This is a genomic window from Tardiphaga sp. 841_E9_N1_2 (genome assembly GCF_051811065.1).
Lineage (GTDB): Bacteria > Pseudomonadota > Alphaproteobacteria > Rhizobiales > Xanthobacteraceae > Tardiphaga > Tardiphaga robiniae.
Genome location: NZ_JBPWQC010000001.1, coordinates 5459675 through 5484177, shown reverse-complemented (window position 1 = coordinate 5484177; position 24503 = coordinate 5459675). Strand labels below are relative to the sequence as shown.

Sequence of the window (24503 nt, the reverse complement as noted above, 5' to 3'; positions counted from 1 at the left end):
AGCCTTTTGGGCTTTAGCCCATGAGCCTTGGCCCAGCCGACCATGGATATAGGTTTTCCGGGAGCAGATTTGAACCTGCGGTTCTTGCGCCCGCTATTCACAGGCGAAAATAAAGCTCGTCATTCCGGGGCGCGCGCGCATCTTTTGCGCGGGCGAACCCGGAATCCCGTTGTGTTCATCGCGACTGGACACCGGGAAGCGAGCGACGATGAACATCTCTGACGTTCGCGTGCGGCTGTCGCCGCGCGCGCCCCGGAATGACGAGTTTGTGTCAATTTGCTTGAACTCACCCCGGTTCCACGATCACATATTCCATGTTCACGACATTCCGCGGCGGAAATACCGGTGCATGGCAGGTGATCTCGATCTCGCCCGTCAAGGGCGAGACGCTCAAACCCGTTGCGGCGCTGTCCATCACCCATGCCGACGCGATCTCGCTGCCGCTGCTGCCGTCGCAGACATCGTGGCGCCTCGCCGGCGTCGCCAGCCATGTCCGCTATGTCGAGCGGACCGAGAAGATCGCACTGGTTGCGGCACAGGCCGGCCTTGGCCGACCCGAGGCAACCCATGGCGCGCTGATCCCGATCAGGAAGAACGCGGCGTGGTGGGACATGACCCAGAACGAGCGCCGCCGCATTTTCGAGGACAAATCCCGCCACATCGCCGACAGCCTGAAATACCTGCCCGCCATCGCGCGGCAGCTCTATCATTCCCGCGACCTCGGCGAGCCCTTCGATTTCCTCACCTGGTTCGAATATGCGCCGGAGCACGCGCAGGAGTTCGAGGATCTCGTCGGCGGCCTGCGCGAGACGGAAGAATGGAGCTATGTGGAGCGCGAGGTCGACGTGCGGGTGGTGAAGGCGGCTTGACCAGCAGCATATACAATCGTATATACAACGACACCTAACTCTTGCGTAGCAAACTCCCAGCTCAGCACCCTATAGTTGCTGGCGTTGATCGGGGCTTTGCGATGACAGAGAACCTTGCGGATTTGTTCGTCGGCATTTCCGAGTTCGGCTGGAATCCGGCCAAGCGCGAAAGCAATCTGATCGATCACAAGATCGACTTTGCTCACGTTCGACAAATCTTTGACGGCTACATTTTCGTCCGGAGATCGGATCGTCATGGCGAAATCAGGTACCAAATCTTCGGCTATCTCGAAGGGCGAGAAGTCGCCGTCGCGTGCACGATCCGCGGCACATTCTGCCACATCATCTCGGCGCGCCGCGCGCGAAAAGATGAGCGAAGAAAACATTACGATCGTCTCTAGATACGAACCTATTCGAGGCAGGACCGATTGGGCCGCACTCGACGCACTGACCGACGAACAGATCGAAGAAGCGGTTCGCAATGATCCCGACGCCGTGCCTCTCGATATCGACTGGTCGGATGGCGTCGTCGTCATGCCCGCCAGGAAGAGAGCCATCTCCATCCGCATCGACGAAGACGTTCTGGATTTCTTCAAGAACGAGGGCGATGGCTATCAGGGCCGGATGAACGCGGTACTGCGGTCTTATATGCTGCAGAAGGCCAAGCCGAAGACCAAGAAACGGGCATAGTTCTCCCGTCATTCCCCGCCGCTCCATAGGAGCGGCTGAGGGCGGGACCGGCGCCGAACATCCACCCTGCATGGCTCCCATTCAAGACGCCGCACTTCTGGCATGGCATCACATGCGCCATATCTCTCCCACCGCCCCGCCCGCCTGAAAGCCTCCATGTCCTCATCGTCCGAACATCTCGCCCGCGACTCCGGTCCCGGCGGCTGGCTGATTTTTTCCTTTGCCGTCGCCTGCGGCGTCACCGTCGCCAATATCTATTACGCGCAGCCGCTGGTGGGACCGATCAGCGAGAGCTTCGGGCTCGACCTGTCGTCGGCCGGCATCATGCTCACCATGGTGATGTTCGGCTATGTGCTGGGCCTGCTGTTCCTGGTGCCGCTCGGCGATCTCGTCGAGAACAAGCGGCTGATCCTGATCACGCTGGGCGGCCTGATCGTGAGCCTGCTGATCGCCGCAGCCGCACCCACTGCAGCGATCTTCATCGCCTCGACCTTGCTGCTCGGTATCGCCGCCGTGGGCACGCAGATGATCCTGCCGGTGGTGGCACATCTGGCGCCGGAGCAACGGCGCGGGCAGATCGTCGGCACCGTGATGAGCGGGCTCTTGTTCGGCATCCTGCTGTCGCGGCCGCTGGCCACCATGGTGGCCGGCTCGTTCGGCTGGCGCGCGGTGTTCGTGATGTCCGCAGTGCTGATGTGCGGGGTATTCGTGCTGATGGTGATCGCGCTGCCGCGCCGGCAGCCGAAACATGAGTTGACCTATGCGACGCTGATCCACTCGCTGTGGGACCTGATGCTGACCACGCGGGTGCTGCAACAGCGCTCGGCCTATCAATGCCTGCTTTACGGCTCGTTCAGCCTGTTCTGGACGGCGATGCCGCTGGTGCTGGACCAGCCGCCATTTTCGTTCGGCCATATCGCCATGTCGGCCTTCCTGCTGTCGGGCGCCGGCGGCGCATTGGTGGCGCCGCTGGCGGGACGCCTCGCCGATCGCGGCCGCGGCGATCTCGTGACCGTCACTGCGATGCTGCTGGTGCTGGTGAGTTTCGTGCTGACCTGGATCGGCGGCCACACCGGCGGCGCGACGGCCGTGACGCTGTTCGTGATCGCGGGCATCCTGATCGATGCCGGCACGCAGGGTAATGTCGTTGCCGGACAACGCGCGATCTATGCCCTCGCCGGCCATATCCGCAGCCGGCTCAACGCGCTGTTTCTCGCTTGCGCCTTCTTCGGCGGCGCAGTCGGCTCGGGCTTTAGCGGATTTGCGGTGGCATCAGGCGGCACGTCGATGATCGCACTGATCGGCATCGGTGCATCGCTGATTGCGCTGGCGCTGTTCTGCCTTGAGGTCGCCAGCAGACGCAAGGTGAGCTAGGGCGCGAGGAAACGCCCTGACATGATGCGCTTCGTTTCATCGACCGGCTTGTTGTAGATATAGGTCCAGGCTTCGCTCACGCTGCCATTGGCCAGCATCACCGCAATCCGCTCACGCAGATACAGATTCGGCTGCGGATGGCCCGGACCGACGCTCTCATAGTCGTCGAGCGCGGCCATCAGTTCATCCACATTCCGCAGCCGGAACAGCTCTCCAAACACGACATCATTGGCCTCGTCGGAATGCAGCAGGCCGGGATAATGCGCGACCATGTACAGCCTGCCGCAGCAGGAGGCTTCACCAAGGAAATCGGCACCGGACGAGAGCAGCTTCGACATCGGATGATCGAAGCCGCGCATCAGCGTGCCGTAGACGAAAACGCGATCGGGCATGATCTAAGTCAGACTTTCTCGGCCAGCGCCGCGGCGACATCGTCGCCCGCGGACACCACATTGATACTCACATCCATGCCAAGAAACGCATCGGCCGAGCCCATATAGGTGCCGTGCAGCGGCACCGCCTGACGCGGATCGCGCGCGACCGCGACGCGAATGAGATCCTTGCTGCCGATGATGCCATTGGTCGGGTCGAATTCGATCCAGCCTGCGGCCGGCAGATAGACCTGCACCCAGGCATGGGTCGAGCCGCCGCCCACATAATTGTGCTCGCGGTCGCCATGGATGAACAGATAGCCCGACACGAAACGCGCGGCGATGCCGAGCCGGCGCAGCGCCTCGATCATGAACAGCGCGAAATCGCGGCAGGTGCCGGATTTGGTCTGCAGCGTATCGAGCGGATGCTGGGTGCCGTGCTCGTAGCGCTTGCGATAGGCGAACTGCTTGCGGATGCCGAGCGTCATGCCGGTCAGAATATTGACGGTCGGCGTGCGGCCCTGCGGATCGAGAAATCCGCGCGCCCATGCGGCGAGTTCGCCATCGGGATCGCCATATTGCGGCCGGATGAATTCCTGCAGATCGGGCAGCTCCTCGGCGTCATAGAGGAACGGATAGAAATAGGCCTTGTCGTCGGCGGTCAGCGCGAACTCATCCGATGGCAGATGTTCGATGGTTGCGGTGGATACGAAGGTGAGTTTGCGCGCGTGCTCATCGAAAGTGGCGATAGCTACCGAATTGCCGAACACGTCATGGATCCAGCGCAGCGACGCCGGCTCGGGCGTGATCTCAAGCTTGCCGTTGAGCATGCGCAGATCATGGCCGTCGCGCGGCCGCAGCATGATCCGGTGTTCGCCGAATGCGACGGGATGCGCGTAGCGATATTCGGTCTTGTGATGAATCGTGAGCAAGGGCATCAATGGTTCGTTCATGCGTGATTTGTCCCGTGTAATTTATACGGAAGCCTGCAGAATCACAGGCCGGGATGCCGCATCGTTAGGCAATATCGGGAAAAAGCCTTGGACAGAATCTTGGACAGAGCCTTGGATAGCGATCAAGACACATCCCTACGTCTCGGCCCCCAGGAGGTTCCGCCCGTTCTGGAACTCAATACCGCCGGCACATCCCCTTTTCTCCTGACCTGCGATCATTACGGCCGGCTGATTCCCGACATGCTCGGCGATCTCGGCCTGCCCGAGAGCGAGCTCGTCCGCCACATCGCCTGGGATGTCGGCATCGCCGGCGTCGCCGAGCAGATGGCTCGGGCGCTCGATGCGCATCTCGTGGCCCAGCGCTATTCGCGGCTCGTCATCGACTGCAACCGCCCGCCGGACGCCGTAAGCGCGATTCCGCTGATCAGCGAGGCGACCACCGTGCCCGGCAATGACGGTCTCACGTCCGATGCGAAGGCGCGCCGGCGCGAGCTGATCTTCGATCCGTATCACCGGCGCATCGACGAGGTGATCGATGCAAGGCTGGCAAAGGGCCAGCCGACAGTGCTGGTGTCGCTGCACAGTTTCACGCCTATCTATGCCGGCATTCAACGCCCCTGGCATATCGGCACGCTCTATCAGCACGACAGCAAACTGCCACCCTTGTTGCTGCAGCTGTTGCGCGCCGAAGCCGATCTGGTGGTGGGCGACAACGAACCCTATGCGGTGTCCGATGCCACCGACTACACGATCCCCGTGCATGGCGAGAAGCGCGGACTGATGAATACGGGCATCGAGATCCGGCAGGATCTGATCACCGACCCAAGCGGCCAGACGGAGTGGGCGGAGCGGCTGACGCGCATTTTTACGGAGATCGAGGCGACGCTGATCACGCCGCGCGCATCGCATCTCTAGCTCTTGATGCTGCCAATGCACCCGCGCGGCGTGAGGTGCCTAGCCGTGCGTCCCGATGAAATAAGCCACCACCACAAATCCCGCCGCGACCGCCCACAGGAAATACGCCGCGCGGCCACCAGGGCTCAGCGTCGAGTCAGACGGATTGTCCGGATTGACGAAGACCTTCACCGCGTCACCGTTCTTGTAGTCCATCCCGAACAGCCGCAACTGCCATTGCGGCGGGTTCGGGTTGCTCATGCTCAAGCTGCCGGCGGATCCGATATAGGCGACGTGCTTGAAGCGATAGTTGTATTGCACGTTCCGGGTCTGCATCACCGGCCCACTGCGACCGGTGTCGCTGTCACGGCTCACATAGGTCTCGGGCGCGCCCAGTTTGACGATGCCGGGCACCACCGGCCACTTCTTGGCCAGAGACCCCTGCCGGTGTAGCGCCAGGCCGAACAAAGCAACAAGGAAGCCGAACCCGCAGAGCGCCGTCACAATCGGCGATCGTTTCGGATCGGCAAGATGGTCTGCAATGAATTCGTTGATGCGGACGCCGCCAAAGATGCCGCCGACCACGATCGCCAGCACGATAACTGCAGCGATGCCAAGGCAACCGCCAATGCCCTTCGGCATCTCGCGATCGAGCACGGCGTCGCGCGGGTGCCGCGGGTTGTAATAGACCATCACCGCGGTGCCGACCGGATAGCGCGCGATCGTTTCCGCGACCTCGAAATTGCCGCGGTCCTCGCCGATGCTGACGCGATTGTTGGTGAGCTTCTGTCCGCTAACGGTGTATTCGTAGACGATATTCGCAAAGTTGCGTTGCTCGGTGCGCTTGCGCTCCTCGCGCGTGTCGTCGAGCACCTTGACGTCTCGTGCTTCGGAGGTCGAGACGATCACCTTGCCGAAGGTGGACGGCCAGTCGCTGGCAGCCCGGACCTGCAGATATTTATAGCCGGCGGCGACCAGGATCAGGCCGAACGGCGCCAGCAGCATGGCATAGACGAACCAGGGAATGTCGGGCACGGCGAAACCTCATGGCACGGCGCGGCGCGCCCCGAAGTTTGACGTGACGATGCGGCGAAAGGTTCAGCGCGACAAAAGATTCACCGCGCTCGGGTCAGCGCCAGCCAGACCCCGCCGCCGATCATGAAGCCGCCGGAGATGCGCGACAGCAACCGCGTGCGCCGTGCCGAGAAGAATTGTCGCGCACGGCCCGCGGCCACCGCATACACGATATCGGTGAGCGCGGCCGTCACCATGAAAGTCGCACCAAGGATGCCGACCTGCAGGATGTGGTTCTTCTCCATATCAACGAATTGCGGAATGAAGGCGCCGAAGAACACCAGCACTTTCGGATTGCTGAGCAGCACCATCATGCCCTGCAGGAAGAAGCCGCCGCGCGGCGGCGCCGGCGGCGTATCCGCATCGATACCCTCGACCGGCGCGCGGACCATCTTGATGCCGAGCCACACCAGATAGGCGGCGCCGGCAAAGCGCACCCAGTCGAACCAATAGCCCATGGTGGCCATCAGCGTTGCCAGTCCGAGCGCGACGATGCCTATGACCACGGCAAGCCCCGCTTGCGTTCCGGCGATGCTGATCATCGCCGCGCGCGTGCCGTAGCGCAGCCCGTTGGCAATCACCAGCGTGACGTTCGGACCGGGTAGCAGCGCCAGCGCGATGCAGGCGACGACAAAGGCGAGATAGACTTGCAGCGACATCGGCACGCTCCTATTCCGATTTTATCTACGTCATGGCCGGGCTTGTCCCGACCATCCACGCCTTCACTGCAGGCTAAGACGTGGATGCCCGGCACAAGGCCGGGCATGACGACGGTGTGTTGTCTTAACACTAGCACTCGTATTGCTCGCAGCAAAACACACTTGCCCGGCAGGGCGCCATCTGGTTGCCTGTCACCGCACGCATGGAGCAACGGCCATGATCGATATCAACAGGTTCCGGCCCGCGATCGTCTACACGATCTACATTGCCGCCACGCCCGAAAAAGTGTGGCTAGCACTGACCTCGGCGGAGTTCAGCCGGCAGTATTTTTCCGGCTTCGCGGTCGAGCTCGAACAGAAGATCGGCGGCGCGTTCAAGGTTCTCGCGCCGGATGGATCGTTGCATGTTTCGGGCGAGGTGATCGAACACGATCCGCCGCGCAAACTTGTCATCACCTGGGACGTCAACTGGCCCGGACTTGTCGAAGCGCTCGGCTCGACACTCGTCACCTATGATCTCATGCCGTCGGCCGAGACGGTGAAGCTGACGATGACGCAGGCGCATGATCGCCAACTCAGTGACGACATCCTGTCCGGCGGACGCGCAGGCTGGCCGGCGATCCTGTCGGGCTTGAAGAGCCTGCTGGAAACGGGCAAGGTCCCCGCAATCCAGATGGAGCCGCCACTGAAGCTGCTGGCGGCGCTGAAGGAGATGGGAATCAAGGTGCCCGGGATGTGAGCGACGCTACGCCGGCGGCGCGCTCCCTCTCCCCGCTCTGCGCGGGGAGAGGGTCGGGGTGAGGGGCAAGGGCACGTCGATGCACCAATTTTCTTCTATCGGGTCGGTGCGATCCGGTAGTTTCTCGATTGTTGTGAATGAGTGCCATGCCCCTCACCCGCCGCGAAGACGCGGCGACCTCTCCCCGTAAAGAACGGGGAGAGGTTAGCGGAGTGCCGCTGCTATCTTCTCGCCCTACCCCAGCGCCCGCAATTCCCGCCTGAGTACCTTGCCCGTCGCTGTCATCGGCAGTGACTCCGCAAACTGCACATGGCGCGGATATTCATGGGCGGCGAGTTGCGATTTCACAAAGTCCTGCAACTCGCGCGCCAGTGCATCGCTGGGCACGAAGCCCGGGCGCAGCACGATCCAGGCTTTCACGGCTTCGGTGCGGATCGGATCGGGAATGCCGACCACTGCCGACAGCGCGACCGCGGGATGCTTCAGCAGCGTATGCTCGATCTCCGATGGGCCGATGCGATAGCCGGCCGAGGTGATCACGTCGTCTTCGCGCGAGACGTACCAGAAGTAACCGTCATCATCCTGAATGCCGAGATCGCCGGTGAGCAGGAATTCGCCGGCGAATTTCTTGGCGGTGCCTTCGGGGTTCTGCCAATAGCCGAGCATGGTGCAGGGATTGGGCTGTCTGATACCAACAATGCCGCGTTCGCCGCGCGGCAATTCTTCGCCCTGCTCATTGACGATACGCACATCGAAGCCCGGCGTCGGCTTGCCCATGGAGCCTGGCCGGATTGGAAACAGATCGGCATTGTTGCCGACCACGAGATTGCATTCGGTCTGGCCGTAGATCTCATGTGCGTCGATGCCGAACGTATTGCGCACCCAGTCGAGCAATTCCGAACCGAGCGACTCGCCGCCAGTCAGCATGCTGCGCAGCTTGACGTCGGGATGTTTCACGTTTGCCTGCCGCATCAGCTTCAGCGCCGTCGGCGGCAGGAACACATTGCGTATCTTGTGATCGGCCATCAGCTGCATCGCGGCGTCAGGTTCGAATTTCCTGGCGCGATAGCCAACGATCGGCACGCCGTGATACCAGGCCGGAAACAGCGCATCGAACAGCCCGCCGATCCAGGCCCAGTCGGCCGGCGTCCAGTAGACGTCGCCCGGCTTCGGAAAGAAGCCGTGCACCATCTCCACATTGGGCAGATGGCCGAGCAGCACGCGATGGGCATGCAGCGCGCCCTTGGGATTTCCCGTGGTGCCCGAGGTGTAGATGATGATGGCGGGATCGTCGCAGGACGTATCGACCGTGGTGAAGTCTTCGGACGCCGCCTCGATCGCCGACCAGAACGATTTGGCGCCGGCATGCGGTGCACTGTCCGTGACGTAGATATCTTGTAAATGAGGCAGCCGCTCGCGGATTTTCGACAACTTGTCCCAGCCGCTCGCGTCGGTGACGATGGCCTTGGCCCCGGAATTGGCAAGGCGGAATTCCAACGCGTCCTCGCCGAACAGCGTGAACAGCGGCACCGACACCAGCCCGGACCGGAATGCCGCGAGATGCGCCACCGGCAATTCCACCGATTGCGACAAAAACACCGCAATGCGGTCGCCGCGCTGCAGGCCATCCGTCTTCAGCACATTGGCGAAGCTGCGCGAGAAAGCCTGCATCTCGTCGAAGGAGAAACGATGCGTGCCGCGGTCCTCGTCCACATAGATCAGCGCCAGCCGCCCGCTACCGTCGGCATGACGGTCGCAGGCCACCGTCGCGATGTTGAATCGCTCCGGCACATCCCAGCGGAAATTGCGGGCGAGCGTCTCATAATCCGTGGTTTCGACCAGCATGGCAGGCGCTCCCTGCGGCCTCGTTTGCTTCTTCTCGTTATTCCAGGGGAGAAGTCTGAACGGCCGCGGCCCCATTCTTAAACGAGGAGTCCCGTCCGCCAAAGTGCCTTGAAATTCCCGGCCCGGCATGGTCTCAAGCACCCTATTCGGAATCCGGCGCTATCAGCGCCTTCGCAAGCTCAATCCGGCAGAAATTCCCCATGGCACGCAGGTTTTCGGCCGCTTACCAGTCGGAGCCAGTATCCAGCCTGGCGCTGTGGGCGCGGCGCCTCGCGGTTTTCGCCGCCATTGCCGCCCTCACCTCGATCATCATCGTCCGCTTCGGGTTCCTCGAAGTGAAACCGGCACTGATGACCTTCTTCGGCGCGTTGGGATTCGCCGGCCTGTCGATCCTGGTGGCGCTCGCCGGCTTTGCCGCGATCTGGCAGAACGGCTCGCGGGGCATGAGCGTGATCATGGTGGCGCTGATGCTCGACGTCGTGATCCTGGCGTATCCCGGCTACCTTGCGTACCAGTATCGCAAATTGCCGAAGATCCACGACATCACCACCGACCCCGTCGACCCACCGCGCTTCGAGGCGCTGGCGCGGCTGCGGACCGGCGACGGCACCAATTCAGCCGTCTATTCCGGCCTCTACTCCGCGGAGCAGCAGCGCACGGCCTATCCGGATATCGAGCCGGTGGAGCTGGAGGTGCCTGTACAACGCGCCTATGACGTGACGCGCGCTTTGGTGGAAAAGCGCAAGTGGATCGTCATCGACGAGCGTCCGCCGCAGCCCCCGCGCCGCATTGGCCGCATCGAGGCGGTGGCGCGCACCCCTATCATGGGGTTTCGCGAGGACGTCTCGATCCGCTTCACACCCGACGGCGAAGGCTCGCGCGTCGATATTCGCTCGTCGTCACGCTATTTCAAAGGCGATCTCGGCAGCAACGCCGCGCGCATCACCAAGCTGATCGACGACATCAACACCGCCGTCGACAGCGCGCCGGCACCGAAGAAGGCAGCGACGCCGGCAAAGGCCGCGGCCAAGGGCGTGAAGAAATAGGCCGCTGCCCTCCTCAACGAGAATTCACCCCCGCGCGCGTTTCTCCACATTCGCGATCCGCTCTGGCACGCCGAACTGCTGCCGGCAGACATCAGCGAGCACCGCAATCCCTTCGCGGATTTCCTGATGAGTCGGACTGGCGAAGCAGATGCGAATGTGGCTGTGCGCATAGGCCTTGTCGACAGACCACTCCGGGCCGGGATTGATCGACACGCCGGCCTTGAGCGCGGCCTGATAGAGCTTCATCGCATCGACATTGGCGGGCAGTTTCACCCACAGAAAAATGCCGCCTTTGGGTTCGTCGAATTCCGCCGCCGTGCCGAACTGCTCGTTGAGCGCATCCATCAGCGTCTCCAGCTTGGCGCGTAGTCCGCGTGTCGCCTTCGGCACATGGGTGGCGAAATGCGGCACGCAATATTCGGCGAGGACCATCTGCTCCAGTGCGCCTGAGCCGGCATCGGTCTTCAGCGCCAGCATGCGCGACATGATTTCCCAGGGCGCGACGATGTAGCCGACGCGGAGAGCAGGCGCGATCGACTTGGAGAACGAGCCGATATGGATCACGCTGCCGCTTGTATCCATCGCGTGAATCGCCGGCGGACGCTCGCCGTTCCAGATCAGATCGGCATAGCAATCGTCCTCGAAGATGGGAACGCCATATCTGGCCGACAGCGCCAGCAGCTCGCGGCGACGGCTTTCCGGCATGATGGTGGCGGTCGGGTTCTGCACGGTCGGGATCGTATAGATATATTTCGGCCGGATGCCCTTCGCCTTCAGATCTTCCAATGCTGAGGCCAGCGCGTCCATCCGCATGCCGTCGTCATCCAAGGGGATGCCGACGATATTGACGCCGAGACGGGTGAGCCGGTTGATGGAGCCTTGATAGCAGTCGCGCTCGATGATGACGGTGTCGCCCTTGGCCAGCAGGCTGTGATTGACGAGGTCGAGCGCCTGCAGCGAACCGGAGACGACCAGGATGTCATCAGCCGTACAATCGATGCTTGCGTCGCGCTTCAGCTTGCCGGCGATGAAGGTGCGCAGCGGCAGATAGCCCTGCGGACCGCTCGCCAGACCGTAGGTTGCCAGCGTGCGTCCCTCGCGCAGCATGACGGCATTGGCGGCGGCAGTCAGGCCCTCCACCGGTACCTGGTCCATATCGTTGTTCCCGCCGACGAAGCTGTATTTGGCGAGACCGGTCCATTTTGCCGCAGCCGCGGGCAGGCCCGGAGGCAGCAATGGCGCGTAGTCGAACCGTGTGGTGGTCATGAACGTCGTCTCCCTGAAGCTTTTTATGATGAAGGCTGCCTCGTTGGACCGCCCCCCCCCCCGCGTGTATCGCGCGCCGAATGCCGGATATTACCCCTTTGCCCTCACGCGGCGCACCATTAGAGTGCCGCCGAAATGTAAGGCTTTTCCGGCAGGGGCATGCACGACTTAATCCGCGATATCACGCTGTGTATCCTGTTTGCGTGGGGCATCGGGCTTATTGCGCATTTCACCCGTCAGCCGTTGATTCTTGCTTATCTGATTGCCGGCTTCATCATTGGGCCATTCGGCATCGGCTGGGTCAAGTCGGACGAATCCATCAGCACGATCTCCGAACTCGGCCTGATCTTCATGCTGTTCATGATCGGTCTCGAGATCGATCTGAAGAAGATCATCCGCGCCGGCAAGGTCATCCTGTTCGCCGCGGGCGGCCAGTTGATCGCAGGCTGCGTGCTCGGCGCCGCCTTCTTCATGGCGCTCGGGCTCAAGCTCGGCGGCGGCGGGTTCGACGCGCTGTATCTCAGCGTCGCCTGTGCGCTCTCCTCCACGGTGGTCATCGTCAAGGTGCTCTACGAGAAGCGCGAGCTCGACACCCTGCCCGGCCGCATCACGCTCGGCATCCTGGTGCTGCAGGATATCTTCGCAATCCTGTTTCTGGCGGTGCAGCCGAGCCTCGCCGATCTGCAGGTCAGCGTCATCGCTTTGTCCATCGCCCGCGTCGGCGTGCTGGTCGCCACCGCGCTGATCCTGAGCCGTTATGTGCTGCCGGCGCTGTTCCATCAGATCGCGCGGCGGCCGGAGCTGGTGTTGCTGGGTGCGCTGGCCTGGTGCTTCCTGATCGGCGAGATCGCCGAGCGGCTGCATCTGTCGCGCGAGATGGGCTCGCTGGTGGCTGGCGTATCGCTGTCGACCTTCCCCTACGCGCTCGACGTCACTGCCAAGGTGACGACGCTGCGGGATTTCTTCATCACGCTGTTCTTCGTCGCCGTCGGCATGACGATCCCGATCCCGAACGGCGCGACCATCGGCCTCGCCCTGATCATCGCCGTGTTCACCGTGATCAGCCGCATGCTCACGACCTTCACGCCGCTGTATCTGATGAAGCAGGGGCTGCGCGCCAGCCTGCTGCCGGCGCTCAATCTGGCGCAGATCAGCGAATTCTCGCTGGTGGTGCTCCAAACGGGCATCGCTGCCGGCCATATCACCACGCAGACCTCCAGCGCAGCGTCCTTCGCCTTCGTGATCCTCGCGGTGCTCTCCACCTTCGCGATGATGCGCAGCGACCAGATCACGCGCCTCTTGATCGGCCCGATGAAGCGCATCGGGCTGCGCGACCTCGATCACGGCCAGGGCCGCGAGGGCGATCATGCCGAGGGCCATGGCGACGCCCGCCGCATCGTCATTCTCGGCTTCTTCCGCACCGCGTCCGCCCTGCTTGCCGAGATCGAGCGCCAGAACGCGTCGCTGCTCGACCAGATCAGCGTCGTCGACTTCAATCCGAACGTCTTCCGCACTTTGGTCGGGCGCGGCCAGCACGTGATCTATGGCGACATCAGCAATGTCGACACGCTGGTGCATGCCGGCGTCGGCAAGGCCGAGATCATCATCCTCAGCGTGCCGGACTCGCTCCTGAAGGGCGCGAATAACGAGAAGCTGGTCCGCCATGTCCGCTCGATCAACCCAACCGCCAAGATCATCTCGACGGCGGACGTGCTCGGCGACGTGAGCGATATTTACGCGGCCGGCGCCGACTACGTCACCGTGCCCCGGCTCAGCGACGCCCATGCGCTGTATGAGGTGATCGAGGCCGCCGATCAGGGCCTGCTGGACGATAAACGCGCCGAAATGGACACGCAGCTGGCGGAGCGGCGGGAAGTGCTGCCTTGACCTCTCCCCGCTTCGGGGAGAGGTCGCCGCGTCTTCGCGGCGGGTGAGGGGGACTTTCCATCCACTCATCAGTTCGTGGAACGTCCCCCTCATCCGACCCGATCATGCTTCGCAAGCTCGGGCCACCTTCTCCCCGCAAGCGGGGAGAAGGCAAACTCCCCATTCCGCACTGCGAACCCGCATACCGCCCCCCATTTCCGCGGGTTGCACCGCCCCCCGCTCTGCGCCATATGGACTTCACACAGAGCAAGAGTGCATCCGAGGCGAATTTTATGGCCGACCCGATTTCAGACGTTCTGCAAGCCTTTGCCGCCGGCGAAATGGTCGTGGTGACCGACGATGACGACCGCGAGGGCGAAGGCGACCTCATCGTCGCCGCGTCGTTCTGTACCGCCGAGAAGATGGCCTTCATCATCCGGCACACCTCCGGCATCGTCTGCGCGCCGATCACCACCGAGGATGCGCGCCGCTTGCGGCTCGATCCGATGGTCGTCAACAACGATAGCAACCACACCACCGCCTTTACCGTCTCCATCGACTACAAACCCGATGGCGGTACCGGTATTTCAGCCGATGAGCGCGCCTCCTGCTGCCGCGCACTGGCCAATCCGAATGCAGGCGCCAATGACTTCGCCCGTCCCGGTCATATCTTCCCGCTGATCGCGCGCGAGGGTGGCGTGCTGATGCGCTCCGGCCATACCGAAGCCGCCGTCGATCTCTGCAAGCTGGCCAATCTCGCGCCCGTCGGCGTCATCAGCGAATTGATGAACGACGATGGCTCGGTGATGAAGGGCCAGCAGGTCGTCGACTTCGCGGCCAAGCACAAGCTCAAGCATGTCACGATCGCTGACATGATCGCCTATCGTCAGGCCCGCGAGAAGCTGATCGAGCGCGTCTCGACCTTCACCACCGACAGTCCGATCGGCCCGCTGCACGGCTATTCCTATCGCTCGCCGTTCGATCCGATCCACCATGTTGCCTTCGTTTACGGCAGCGTCGGCGACGGCAAGAACGTGCTGACGCGCTTCCACAAGCCCAACATTGTGCGCGACGTGTTTTTCGGCCCGGCCAAGATGCAGCCCGTGCTGGAACGCTTCAAGAAGAACGGCAGCGGCGTGCTGGTCTATCTGCGCGATGGCGCCGCGGGCGTGCCCGTCGAGCCGCTCGATGCGCCGAAGTCGGCGGAAGCCGACCGCAACCGGCAGTGGCGTGAAATCGGCGTCGGTGCACAGATCCTGCGCGATCTCGGCGTCACCTCGATCCGCCATCTGACCTCGTCGACCCATGACTACAAGGGCCTGTCGGGTTTCGGCATCGAGATCGCCTGCAACGAACAGCTTGATGGCGATAGTTCAAAGACCTAAAATGCCGTAGCACGCAATGCGCGGGTGCCGCCTGAGACGGCACCCTGTTGAGCGAAACAGCGCTTGCGACCAGAACACGCGCAGCCAATGCGCATTACTCAGCCATGATGTGAAAGGGATTTCGATGAGCGTTGCCCCCAAGGCAAAGGACAAGCCGGCCGCTGCAAGTTTCCAGTGGGACGATGCGTTCCTGCTCGATAGCCAGCTCACCGAAGACGAGCGCATGATCCGCGACACCGCGCGCGCTTACGCCCAGGACAAGCTGCTGCCGCGCGTCAACGACGCTTATCTCAATGAGCATACCGACCGCGAAATCTTCAACGAGATGGGCGAGCTCGGCCTGATCGGCATCACGCTGCCGGAAGACTATGGCTGCGCCAATGCCAGCTATGTCGCCTACGGCCTCGTCGCCCGCGAAATCGAGCGCGTCGACTCGGGCTACCGCTCGATGAACTCGGTGCAGTCGTCGCTGGTGATGTATCCGATCTACGCTTACGGCGACGAGAACCAGCGCAAGAAGTACCTGCCCAAGCTCGCCACCGGCGAGTGGGTCGGCTGCTTCGGCCTGACCGAGCCCGATGCCGGCTCCGATCCCGGCGGCATGAAGACCCGCGCCGAGAAGGTGTCGGACGGCTACAAGCTCTCGGGCTCCAAGATGTGGATCTCGAACGCCCCGATCGCCGACGTGTTCGTGGTGTGGGCGAAGTCCGCCGCGCATGACAACCAGATCCGTGGCTTCATTCTCGAGAAGGGCATGAAGGGCCTCACGGCGCCGAAGATTGGCGGCAAGCTGTCGCTGCGCGCCTCGATCACCGGCGAAATCGTCATGGACGGCGTGATCGTGCCGGAAGAGAATCTGCTGCCCAACGTGTCGGGCCTCAAGGGTCCGTTCGGCTGCCTCAACCGCGCCCGCTACGGCATCTCCTGGGGCGTGCTCGGCGCCGCCGAGGACTGCATGGCCCGCGCCCGCCAGTACACGCTGGACCGCAAGCAGTTCAACCGCCCGCTCGCTGCTACCCAGCTGGTGCAGAAGAAGCTCGCCGACATGCTGACCGAGATCTCGCTCGGCTTGCAGGGCAGCTTACGCGTCGGCCGCCTGATGGACGAAGGCAATTTCCATCCGGACATGATCTCGGTGGTCAAGCGCAACAATTGCGGCAAGTCGCTCGATATCGCCCGCATGGCCCGCGACATGCACGGCGGCAACGGCATCCAGGCCGAATACCATGTGATGCGCCACGCGCAGAACCTGGAGACCGTGAACACCTATGAGGGCACGCATGACGTCCACGCGCTGATCCTGGGACGCGCCATCACGGGTATCCAGGCGTTCGGTTAAGCGTCTACGCTTCAGGTTTCAAAGCTTCGAAATGCCCGGCCTCGCGCCGGGCATTTTTCGTTTGAAGGCGCAGAGCTCTCATTTGTCGTGCCCGGGCTTGACCCGGGCACCCATCTTTGGATCTAGCAAGGCAAGATGGATGGCCGGGTCAAGCCCGGCCATGACGGAGTGTTGCATATCAGCCGCGACCCGCCGCCGTTTGCTTTCCCCGCTCCCCTTGCTAGTCATCACAGGCGAAGAACACCCTGGGAAGGATCGACCATGAGCGACAAGGATAACGGCGCCAACGACGACGTTCCGTTCAATCGCGATTATCCGCTGAAGCCCGGCGTCGTCGATCAGGTCCGCCCAAACGTGCGCCGGGTTCTCTGCAACAACCCCTCACCTTTCACCTTTACCGGAACCAACAGTTATATCGTGGGCACCGGCAAGGTTGCGATCATCGATCCGGGCCCGGCCAATGATGCCCATCTGCAGGCGCTGCTCGATGCCGTGAAGGGCGAGACCGTGACGCATATTTTCGTCACCCATACCCATAGTGACCATTCGCCGAACACCGCAGCGCTCAAGGCTGCCACCGGCGCCACGGTCTATGCAGAAGGCCCGCACCGCGCCTCGCGGCCGCGCTTCGAGAGCGAGAAACATTCGCCGGAGTCAGGCGCCGACCGGGACTTCAAGCCGGACGTGCTGGTCGCCGACGGCGAGGTGATCGAAGGCGACGGCTGGGCACTGGAAGGCGTGGCGACGCCGGGCCACACCGCCAACCACATGGCCTTTGCCTGGCGCGAGAAAAAATATCTCTTTGTCGCCGATCATGTGATGGGCTGGTCGACCTCCATCGTCGCGCCGCCCGATGGATCGATGATCGACTATATGGCCTCACTCGACAAACTCGCCGCGCGTAACGAGGACCTGTATTTCTCCGGCCACGGCCCGGACATTCCGGATGCGCAGCGCTATGTCCGCTTTCTCATTCGCCACCGCCGCGCCCGCGAAGCCTCGATCCTGCATCGTCTCGGCAAGGGCGAAGCGGATATCCCCACCATCGTGCGCGCGATCTATATCGGCCTCGACCCGCGCCTGACGGGTGCCGCCGGCTATTCCGTGCTGGCGCATCTGGAAGATCTCGTCGCCCGCGGCCTGGTGCTGACGGACGGCGACCCGGTCATCGGCGGAAGCTATCGGATGGCTGCTTAACCTCTCCCCGCATTGCGGGGAGAGGTCGCCGCGTCTTCGCGGCGGGTGAGGGGCAGGACACGCACTCACAACAATCAAGCGACGATTGGATCGCGCCGACACGAGAGAAAAGCTCTGCGGCATCGACGTGCCCACGCCCCTCACCCCACCCCTCTCCCCGCATTGCGGGGAGAGGGAGCGAGAGGACTGTGCGTCGGCTCGAAGTGAGACAGTCCTTACGGCAGATTCACGATCTCGACCCAGTTCGGATTCTTGCCCACGGGTGTTTCACCCAACTTGGTCAGCGCCCCCGTCGCCTTGTCGATGGCATAGGTCGTCATGCTGTTCGACAATTGCCCAACCGCCAGTAGATAGCGGCCCGACGGATCGATGTTGAATCCGCGCGGCTGCTTTTCCGTGGCCGTGGAGCCAAGCGATGTCAGCGCGCCGGTCTTGGGATCGATACGAAATGCCGCGATCGTGTTACTGGTGCGCTCCGACGCATAGAGAAACTTGCCGTCCGGCGTCAGATGGATATCCGCCGCCCAGGGCTTGCCGTCGAATCCCTTGGGCAAGGCAGAGGCGACCTGCGTTTCTTTCTTCAACGTCCCGGTCGCCGCGTCCCACGGAAACACATAGATCGCGGCATCGAGCTCGTTGAGCAGATAGACGAACTTCTTGTCCGGCGAGAACACCAGATGACGCGGGCCACCTTTCGCCTTCACGCTCACGGTCGGCGGATCGTTGGGCGTCAGCTTTCCCGCCTTGGCATCGAATTTCTGCTGATAGATGACATCGCCGCCGAGGCTCGTATGCAGCACATAGCGATTGGTGGGGTCGACGATAATGCAGTGGGCGTTCGGTTCGGTGGCGACGACCTGCTGTGCCGGCGCGATCACGCCATTCGGCCCGATGGCGTTCACCGTCACCTTGTTGCCGCCATAGGAGGCGCTCAGCAGAAATCGCCCGGTGCGGTCGACCGCGATATAGGCCATGGAATCGGCCAGCGGCCCTGGGCCAACCAGTTTCAGTTTTCCAGTTTTGGCATCGATATCGAAGGTCACCGCCGTGTAGGGCTCGTTGCGGAGGCCAGCATAGAGCCGGTGCTTCTCGGGACTGATGGCCAGCGGCAGCGAGCCGCCGGGCTTTGCCGGCCCCGGCACCGCCACGGTGTCGATCGCAGCGAGACTGCCATTCGCCTTCAGTTCGAGGATGCTGATGCTCTGGCTGTCGGCATTGCCGACATAGACATAGGTGGCGGCACTGGCCGATGACATGATGAGCCCTGTTGCTAACGGGAGCGAGACGATCGCCAGCAGCGCCTTCAAACCGGCGTTGGCACGCGTGAATGGCCAACGGCGCGAAACGGAACAAACCCGTGCGAGCATCAACACCTCCCTGCCTCTTTCCATTGGGAGGGATGATGCTACCGCCTTCTGGAATAGGCAAGCTGCGCTGCGGCAAAGTCAGAACCGCGAGATCAGAACCGGCCGGCCACCGTCACCCGCAAGGCCAGCGGTTCGACCGGATGCAGCACGCGATCCATGATGCCGGTCTGGCACACCGCGGCAGGCGCCGTCGGCGCCGCGCCACCCGCCGGGAAACACGCAGCGAACAGCGAGTCCGTTTTCAGCAGCGAGCCATAGGCATAGGTGATCTGGTCGGACTTGCTGTCGAGCATGTTGAAGGCATCGAGCTGGATGCGCCAGCCATTGTCGAAGCGGTAACCAACCTGGCCGTTCAGCAATCCCGTCGCCGGCGAAATGAAGGCCGCGTCTTCCGTCAGCGGACGCGGGCCGAAATAGCGATAGCGCAAGGCGCCAAACCAGCCGGTGGCCTCGCCCAGCCTGATGCCAGCCGAGGCGATCATGTTGGGCGCGCCGGGAATGAAATTGCCGGGCGCGTTGCCAATCTGCGAGGCCGGATAACCATCGAGCTCCGCATAGGCCGCCGCCTGATCGGCATTGCTGCCGCGGAAGCGCGCGCGCGTCATTGCGAGGTCGGCTTCAAGACTCAGCCACGACGTCGGTTTGTAGTCGTTGGTCCATTCGAAGCCGACGCGGCGGCTGGGGCGGCTGGCTTCAGTATCGCCGGCATCGCCGACGAACAGGATTTCGGAGGCGGAATCCAGCATGAAGAGCGCGATCGAACTGGTCAGCCCTGGAATGAGTTTGGTACGCAGCCCGACTTCGGCGCCCTTTGTCTTGACCAGGAACGGCGAGCTATCGACCGGCGAACCGTCCGACGGCGATTCCTTGATGGTCACACCGCGCGCATCGTTGCTGTGAAAACCCTCGCCGGCATTCAGGAACAGCTCGGTCTTCGCAAAGGGACCAATCACCAGACCTGCCTTGGGGCTGCCGATGGTCGCCGTGGCATTGCCGGAATTGACCGGATTGAAGAACGAATTGACCGTGGTGTCGTAATAGTCGCCGCGCCAGCCGATATTGGTGCGGAGCCAATCAGTCCAGAACGTCGTGTTCTGCACGAACAGGCCGACGCTGCCTTCCTTCACGCCGTCGCTACGCGTGGTGGAGAGATATTGCCGCTTGATGGTGTTGCCGAGGCTGACATTGATATCGTCATAGCGGCTCTGGATGCCGACCTCGGTCTCGTTGCGGAAGCCTGCGATATTGTACTTGAATGTATGCGAGGCATTGATGCCGCCGAGCACGCGGTCGTCATATTGGTGAAACTGATCGCCATTGACCGGATCGCTCAGGAAGAACGTGAAGTTGTTCCACAGATTGAGCTTGCTCTTGACGACGTAGAAATCGAGTTTGGTTGCGCTGTCGAGATCGGTTTGCCGGAGACGGCCGGACAGCGAGAAACGCTCCGAATTGCCACCATCGCTGGGATCGAGCGCGCCATAGCGGCCGATCTCGCCGGAAGTGATCGCGCGTAGCGGCACCTGATCGGTGGAATTCCACTTGTTGCCATAGGCCATGCCGGTCAGCGACAGGCCGTTGTCGGCCGTGCCCTGGCTGTAGCGGATCACGCCATTCAGCTTCTGGAGCCTGTCGGGATTGTCCCACGGGCCGTTATAGATATTGGCCTCGGCGGCCACCAAGAGCGTGCCTTCGCCAACTTTGCCGGAGGTGACGCCGAAGGCGCGGTTGTAGCCGAAACTGCCAGATGTGATCGACGCCATGGTGCGCGCGACGCTGTCGATCAGGCTGACATGGATCGCACCCACGGACGAGAAGTCGCCTTCATCGGCGAAATACGGCCCCTTGCGGACATTCACCGAACTGATCAGTTCGAGGATGAGGAAGTTGGTATCGGCATAGCCCTGGCCGTGACCATGGGTGCGCATGTTCACCGGCATGCCGTCGATGGAGATGGCGAGATCGGTGCCGTGATCGAGATTCACGCCGCGCAGGAAATACTGGTTGGCTTTGCCCTCGCCGGAATGCTGGGTGATGATCAGGCCGGGCGCGACTTCGAGCGCTTCGGCCGGGCGCGACAGCGGCCGCGCATTGACCTCGGTGCCGCTGACAGTCTTCTCGCTGGCAGAGGCGACCGGCGCCTGCGCTGCACTGGCGCCGGGCGTGACACTCATGCCGCCGCCACCCAAGGTCGGTGCGGCAACATGGCGTGCCGCCGGGCGGCCCGCCTCATTCCCGCTGCGCGGTACGCGTGGCTTGGCTGCATGCCGCGGCGGTGCCTCGACTTCGACCGGGGACAACACCGTCGCCGGCTGCGCGGCTGAGGGCGTGACGGCTGCAAGCAACGAAGCCAGCGAGAGTCCGGCCGATGAAAAGAGAGAGCGATGCATCGGTCAGTCGGCCGGGCTATGCTGGGTTCAACCGGAACACACTGACATGCCAAGTATGACAAAGTCAAAGATTCGTCATACTTTTGAGAGGACCGATGCAGCGCATTACGATCACGCTCGATGACGACCTGATGGAAGAGCTGGATGCGATGATCGCCGAACACGGCTATCAGAACCGCTCCGAAGCGATCCGCGATTTCGCCCGTGCCGGCATGCAGCAGGCCGCGCAGGAGAAGGGCAAGGCCGGCGAATGCGTGGCCGCCCTGGTCTATGTCTATGATCACGCCCAGCGCGATCTGTCACGCCGGCTGGTCGACACCTATCACCATCACCACGACCTCTCGCTGGCGACGCTGCATGTGCATCTCGACGGTGACAACTGCATGGAAGTCACCGCACTACGCGGCTCCGGCAGCGAAGTGCAGCACTTTGCCGATCACATCATTGCGGAGCGCGGCGTGAAATATGGCCGCGTGGTGATGATGCCGACGGGTAAGAAGGTGGAGGGGAAGAAGAAGGGGCACAGCCACGGGTAGCGGAGCGCTTGCCTTCCCCCTCTCCCCCAGCGCTGCGAAGCTGCGCGCAGCGGGAGAGGGTGCCTGAGCGAAGCGAAGGCGGGAGAGGGATAGCCGAGAAGCACGGAGCTTGTGGCGCCCCCTCTCCCGTCTCGAACCGCTTCGCGGTTCGATCCACCCTCTCCCATCTAGCGAAGCTGCGCTTCGCATGGGGGAGAGGGGAAGCAAGAAAGATCAATCCCAATCCGGCGCAAAACCCGGATTCACCAGCCGCTGCGTCTTCGGCAGTGCCGCGATCGCCTTGCGGTCGTCGTCGTCCAGCGTGACCTTCAGCGCATCGAGATTGGCCTGCTGACTTTCCTTGCGCGACGCCTTGGGGATCGCCGCGACGCCGTCCTGATCGAGCAGCCATTTCAATGCGACCTGCGCCGCTGACACGCCGTGCTTGGCGGCGATCTTTTTCATCACATCGTTGTCGGCCAGGCGGCCTTGGCCGAGCGGGCAATAGGCCACCAGCGGGATCGACTTCGAGCGGAGATAGGTCAGCAGCTTCGTCTGGTCGAGCAGCGCATGGTATTCGACCTGATTGCAGGCGACCGGCGCGCCGATCTCCTCCACCGCCTGCTTCATCAGCTTGACCGGGAAATTCGCGACACCGATGGCGCGGACCCGGCCTTCGTCCTTGAGCTTCAGCAGCGTCTCGAAGATCGCCGGCAGGTCCATGCCCTTCGAAGGCCAATGCACCAGATAGAGATCGATGACATCGAGACTGAGTTTCTTCATGCTGGTGTCGAAGGCGCGCTTGATGGCATCCGGCGCGAGATTCTCATGCCAGACCTTGGTGGTGACATGCAGATCCTTGCGGGCGATGCCCGAGGCCTTGATGCCGGCGCCGACTTCGGCCTCGTTGCCATACATTTCGGCGGTGTCGATGTGCCGATAACCGAGGCCGATAGCGCTTTCCACGCCGGCGACGCAGCCCTCACCCGTGAGCTTGAACGTGCCGAGGCCGAGCTTCGGCACCTTGATGCCCTGGGTATTCAGATTGTCCATGTCACTTCCTCAAGCATGTCAATTCTTCAATATGGCGAAACCGTCCGAGACGACGGCGCCTGAAGTGTTTGATACGGTGCCAGCCTGCAACGATAAACTCAAATCACCGGGAGAGTTTCAGCACCATGGAAAAGGCATTACGCGGATGGCTCGACTCCCACGGCCTGCTGGCCATCACTGCGGCCGTGCTCGGGGTCATCAGCCTGCTGGCCATGATCCTGGTGGTGGGCGGCTTCTGGCTGGCGCGCTAAACGACATCATCTCACGATGTCGCTGATGGGCTTCTGAATGTCGCGCATGGACTGGTGCCGATCCCCGAAATACGCGACACTCCGGGCCTGATCGCCACCCGGATTCTCCATGCGCTATTCGCTGACGTCGCTGCTCAGGCAAACCCTCACCGGCCATAAAGGCTGGACGCCGCAATGGCGTGATGCTGCGCCGAAGCCCGAATACGACATTGTCATTGTTGGCGGCGGCGGCCATGGGCTGGCGACGGCCTATTATCTGGCGAAAGAGTACGGCCTCAAGAACATCGCCGTCCTTGAAAAGAGCTGGATCGGGTCAGGCAATATCGGCCGCAACACCACCATCATCCGTTCCAACTATCTGCTCTCCGAGAATATATCGCTCTATGAGCTATCGCTGAAACTGTGGGAAGGCCTCGAGCAGGACTTCAACTACAACGCCATGGTCAGCCAGCGCGGCGTGCTGAACCTGTATCATTCCGACGGCCAGCGCGACGCCTATGCACGGCGCGGCAACATGATGCGGCTGAACGGCGCCGATTCCGAACTGCTGGACCGCGAGGGCGTGCGCAAACTCTATCCGTTCTTGAATTTCGACAATGCACGCTTCCCGATCCAGGGCGGCCTCTTGCAGAAGCGCGGCGGCACCGTGCGCCATGATGCGGTGGCGTGGGGCTACGCCCGCGGCGCCAGCGATCGCGGCGTCGACGTGATCCAGAATTGCGAAGTGACAGGGATCGACATCGTCGACGGTCGCACGGTGGGCGTGCAGACCTCGCGCGGCGCGATCAAGGCCAAGAAGATCGGCCTTGCCGTCGCCGGATCGTCGTCGCGCGTTGCGGCGATGGCCGGGATGCGGCTCCCGATCGAGAGCCACGTGCTGCAGGCCTTCGTCTCCGAAGGATTGAAGCCTGTCATTCCCGGGGTCATCACCTTCGGGGCCGGGCATTTTTATATCAGCCAGTCCGACAAGGGCGGACTCGTGTTCGGCGGCGATATCGACGGCTACAACTCCTATGCCCAGCGCGGCAATCTGCCTGTCGTCGAGGATGTCTGCGAAGGCGGCATGGCCCTGATGCCGGCGATCGGCCGCGCACGCATGCTGCGCAACTGGGGCGGCCTCGTCGACATGTCGATGGACGGCTCGCCGATCATCGACCGCACCCACGTCAAAGGACTCTATCTCAATGCCGGCTGGTGCTATGGCGGCTTCAAGGCGACGCCGGGCTCGGGCTTCGTCTTCGCGCATCTGCTGGCGAAGGACGAGCCGCATCCCGCTGCCAATCGTCTGCTGCTGGGTCGCTTCCGTAGCGGCCATGTCGTCGATGAAAAGGGCCAGGGCGCCCAACCGAAACTGCACTGA

The 24503-nt window shown here is 62.5% G+C and carries 23 protein-coding genes; 14 read left to right on the top strand and 9 right to left on the bottom strand.

Features of this window, described 5'->3' with window-relative positions; genetic code table 11:
• Window positions 1-314: 314 nt before the first annotated feature.
• The 4 genes from AB8A50_RS26265 to AB8A50_RS26250 all read left to right on the top strand — a co-directional run bounded on the left by AB8A50_RS26265 (window position 315) and on the right by AB8A50_RS26250 (window position 2933).
• Window positions 315-869: a chlorite dismutase family protein gene (locus AB8A50_RS26265; protein WP_320446877.1), complete on the top strand. Its 555-nt coding sequence runs from the start codon at window positions 315-317 to the stop codon at window positions 867-869.
• 101 nt (window positions 870-970) lie between these two features.
• Window positions 971-1270, top strand: coding sequence for a BrnT family toxin (locus tag AB8A50_RS26260; RefSeq protein ID WP_439080036.1), 300 nt, complete (start codon window positions 971-973; stop codon window positions 1268-1270).
• Window positions 1239-1559, top strand: coding sequence for a BrnA antitoxin family protein (locus AB8A50_RS26255; RefSeq protein ID WP_439079441.1), 321 nt, complete (start codon window positions 1239-1241; stop codon window positions 1557-1559). The genes AB8A50_RS26260 and AB8A50_RS26255 overlap by 32 nt, the downstream gene beginning before the upstream one ends.
• A 156-nt stretch (window positions 1560-1715) precedes the next feature.
• Window positions 1716-2933, top strand: coding sequence for an MFS transporter (locus AB8A50_RS26250; RefSeq protein WP_439079440.1), 1218 nt, complete (start codon window positions 1716-1718; stop codon window positions 2931-2933).
• Here AB8A50_RS26250 and AB8A50_RS26245 read toward each other — a convergent pair.
• Window positions 2930-3325 carry a gamma-glutamylcyclotransferase family protein gene (locus AB8A50_RS26245; protein WP_439079439.1) on the bottom strand — a complete coding sequence of 132 codons (396 nt, stop codon included), beginning with the start codon at window positions 3323-3325 and terminating at the stop codon, window positions 2930-2932. The two genes, AB8A50_RS26250 and AB8A50_RS26245, sit on opposite strands and share 4 nt — an antisense overlap.
• A gap of 8 nt (window positions 3326-3333) precedes the next feature.
• Entirely contained in the window at window positions 3334-4242 is a 909-nt protein-coding gene (locus AB8A50_RS26240) for a transglutaminase family protein (RefSeq protein WP_309948006.1), read from the bottom strand.
• 126 nt (window positions 4243-4368) lie between these two features.
• Between AB8A50_RS26240 and AB8A50_RS26235 the strand changes: the two genes are divergently transcribed.
• Window positions 4369-5172: an N-formylglutamate amidohydrolase gene (locus tag AB8A50_RS26235; RefSeq protein WP_439079438.1), complete on the top strand. Its 804-nt coding sequence runs from the start codon at window positions 4369-4371 to the stop codon at window positions 5170-5172.
• A gap of 39 nt (window positions 5173-5211) precedes the next feature.
• Here the strand turns inward: AB8A50_RS26235 and AB8A50_RS26230 are convergent, their stop codons facing one another.
• A complete protein-coding gene (locus AB8A50_RS26230; protein ID WP_439079437.1) occupies window positions 5212-6186 on the bottom strand; it encodes a DUF3592 domain-containing protein in 975 nt (324 codons plus the stop codon).
• Between the two features lie 80 nt (window positions 6187-6266).
• Complete coding sequence (locus AB8A50_RS26225; protein ID WP_175368816.1) at window positions 6267-6884, bottom strand: LysE family translocator; 618 nt, start codon at window positions 6882-6884, stop codon at window positions 6267-6269.
• Between the two features lie 217 nt (window positions 6885-7101).
• Between AB8A50_RS26225 and AB8A50_RS26220 the strand changes: the two genes are divergently transcribed.
• A complete protein-coding gene (locus tag AB8A50_RS26220) occupies window positions 7102-7623 on the top strand; it encodes an SRPBCC family protein (RefSeq protein WP_439079436.1) in 522 nt (173 codons plus the stop codon).
• A 234-nt stretch (window positions 7624-7857) separates the two neighbouring features.
• Here the strand turns inward: AB8A50_RS26220 and AB8A50_RS26215 are convergent, their stop codons facing one another.
• On the bottom strand, window positions 7858-9468 hold the full coding sequence (locus AB8A50_RS26215) for an acyl-CoA synthetase (RefSeq protein WP_439079435.1): 1611 nt from the start codon (window positions 9466-9468) through the stop codon (window positions 7858-7860).
• A 200-nt stretch (window positions 9469-9668) separates the two neighbouring features.
• Between AB8A50_RS26215 and AB8A50_RS26210 the strand changes: the two genes are divergently transcribed.
• A complete protein-coding gene (locus tag AB8A50_RS26210; protein WP_439079434.1) occupies window positions 9669-10514 on the top strand; it encodes a DUF1499 domain-containing protein in 846 nt (281 codons plus the stop codon).
• Window positions 10515-10538: 24 nt separating this feature from the next.
• Here AB8A50_RS26210 and AB8A50_RS26205 read toward each other — a convergent pair whose 3' ends face one another.
• On the bottom strand, window positions 10539-11780 hold the full coding sequence (locus tag AB8A50_RS26205; RefSeq protein ID WP_439079433.1) for a PLP-dependent aminotransferase family protein: 1242 nt from the start codon (window positions 11778-11780) through the stop codon (window positions 10539-10541).
• Window positions 11781-11939: 159 nt separating this feature from the next.
• Here AB8A50_RS26205 and AB8A50_RS26200 point away from each other — a divergent pair, with 159 nt between their 5' ends.
• The 4 genes from AB8A50_RS26200 to AB8A50_RS26185 all read left to right on the top strand — a co-directional run bounded on the left by AB8A50_RS26200 (window position 11940) and on the right by AB8A50_RS26185 (window position 17567).
• Complete coding sequence (locus AB8A50_RS26200) at window positions 11940-13667, top strand: cation:proton antiporter (RefSeq protein ID WP_439079432.1); 1728 nt, start codon at window positions 11940-11942, stop codon at window positions 13665-13667.
• Window positions 13668-13939: 272 nt separating this feature from the next.
• Window positions 13940-15031, top strand: a complete 1092-nt coding sequence (gene ribB / locus AB8A50_RS26195; protein ID WP_089263618.1) for a 3,4-dihydroxy-2-butanone-4-phosphate synthase — start codon at window positions 13940-13942, stop codon at window positions 15029-15031.
• Window positions 15032-15155: 124 nt separating this feature from the next.
• A complete protein-coding gene (locus AB8A50_RS26190; protein ID WP_120288483.1) occupies window positions 15156-16370 on the top strand; it encodes an acyl-CoA dehydrogenase in 1215 nt (404 codons plus the stop codon).
• 261 nt (window positions 16371-16631) lie between these two features.
• Window positions 16632-17567, top strand: coding sequence for an MBL fold metallo-hydrolase (locus AB8A50_RS26185; RefSeq protein WP_439079431.1), 936 nt, complete (start codon window positions 16632-16634; stop codon window positions 17565-17567).
• Between the two features lie 215 nt (window positions 17568-17782).
• Here the strand turns inward: AB8A50_RS26185 and AB8A50_RS26180 are convergent, their stop codons facing one another.
• Together AB8A50_RS26180 and AB8A50_RS26175 are read right to left on the bottom strand one after the other, a co-directional pair.
• Window positions 17783-18934: a lactonase family protein gene (locus tag AB8A50_RS26180; RefSeq protein ID WP_439079430.1), complete on the bottom strand. Its 1152-nt coding sequence runs from the start codon at window positions 18932-18934 to the stop codon at window positions 17783-17785.
• 92 nt (window positions 18935-19026) lie between these two features.
• Window positions 19027-21324, bottom strand: coding sequence for a TonB-dependent receptor domain-containing protein (locus tag AB8A50_RS26175; protein ID WP_439079429.1), 2298 nt, complete (start codon window positions 21322-21324; stop codon window positions 19027-19029).
• Window positions 21325-21419: 95 nt separating this feature from the next.
• On the opposite strand from AB8A50_RS26175, the gene nikR reads away from it, so the two are divergent.
• Entirely contained in the window at window positions 21420-21860 is a 441-nt protein-coding gene (nikR, locus tag AB8A50_RS26170) for a nickel-responsive transcriptional regulator NikR (RefSeq protein WP_439079428.1), read from the top strand.
• Between the two features lie 213 nt (window positions 21861-22073).
• Here the strand turns inward: nikR and AB8A50_RS26165 are convergent, their stop codons facing one another.
• Entirely contained in the window at window positions 22074-22892 is an 819-nt protein-coding gene (locus AB8A50_RS26165; protein ID WP_439079427.1) for an aldo/keto reductase, read from the bottom strand.
• A gap of 125 nt (window positions 22893-23017) precedes the next feature.
• On the opposite strand from AB8A50_RS26165, the gene AB8A50_RS26160 reads away from it, so the two are divergent.
• Both AB8A50_RS26160 and AB8A50_RS26155 read left to right on the top strand, forming a co-directional pair.
• Window positions 23018-23143, top strand: a complete 126-nt coding sequence (locus tag AB8A50_RS26160) for a hypothetical protein (protein ID WP_256461202.1) — start codon at window positions 23018-23020, stop codon at window positions 23141-23143.
• Between the two features lie 109 nt (window positions 23144-23252).
• Window positions 23253-24503, top strand: a complete 1251-nt coding sequence (locus AB8A50_RS26155) for a sarcosine oxidase subunit beta family protein (RefSeq protein WP_439079426.1) — start codon at window positions 23253-23255, stop codon at window positions 24501-24503.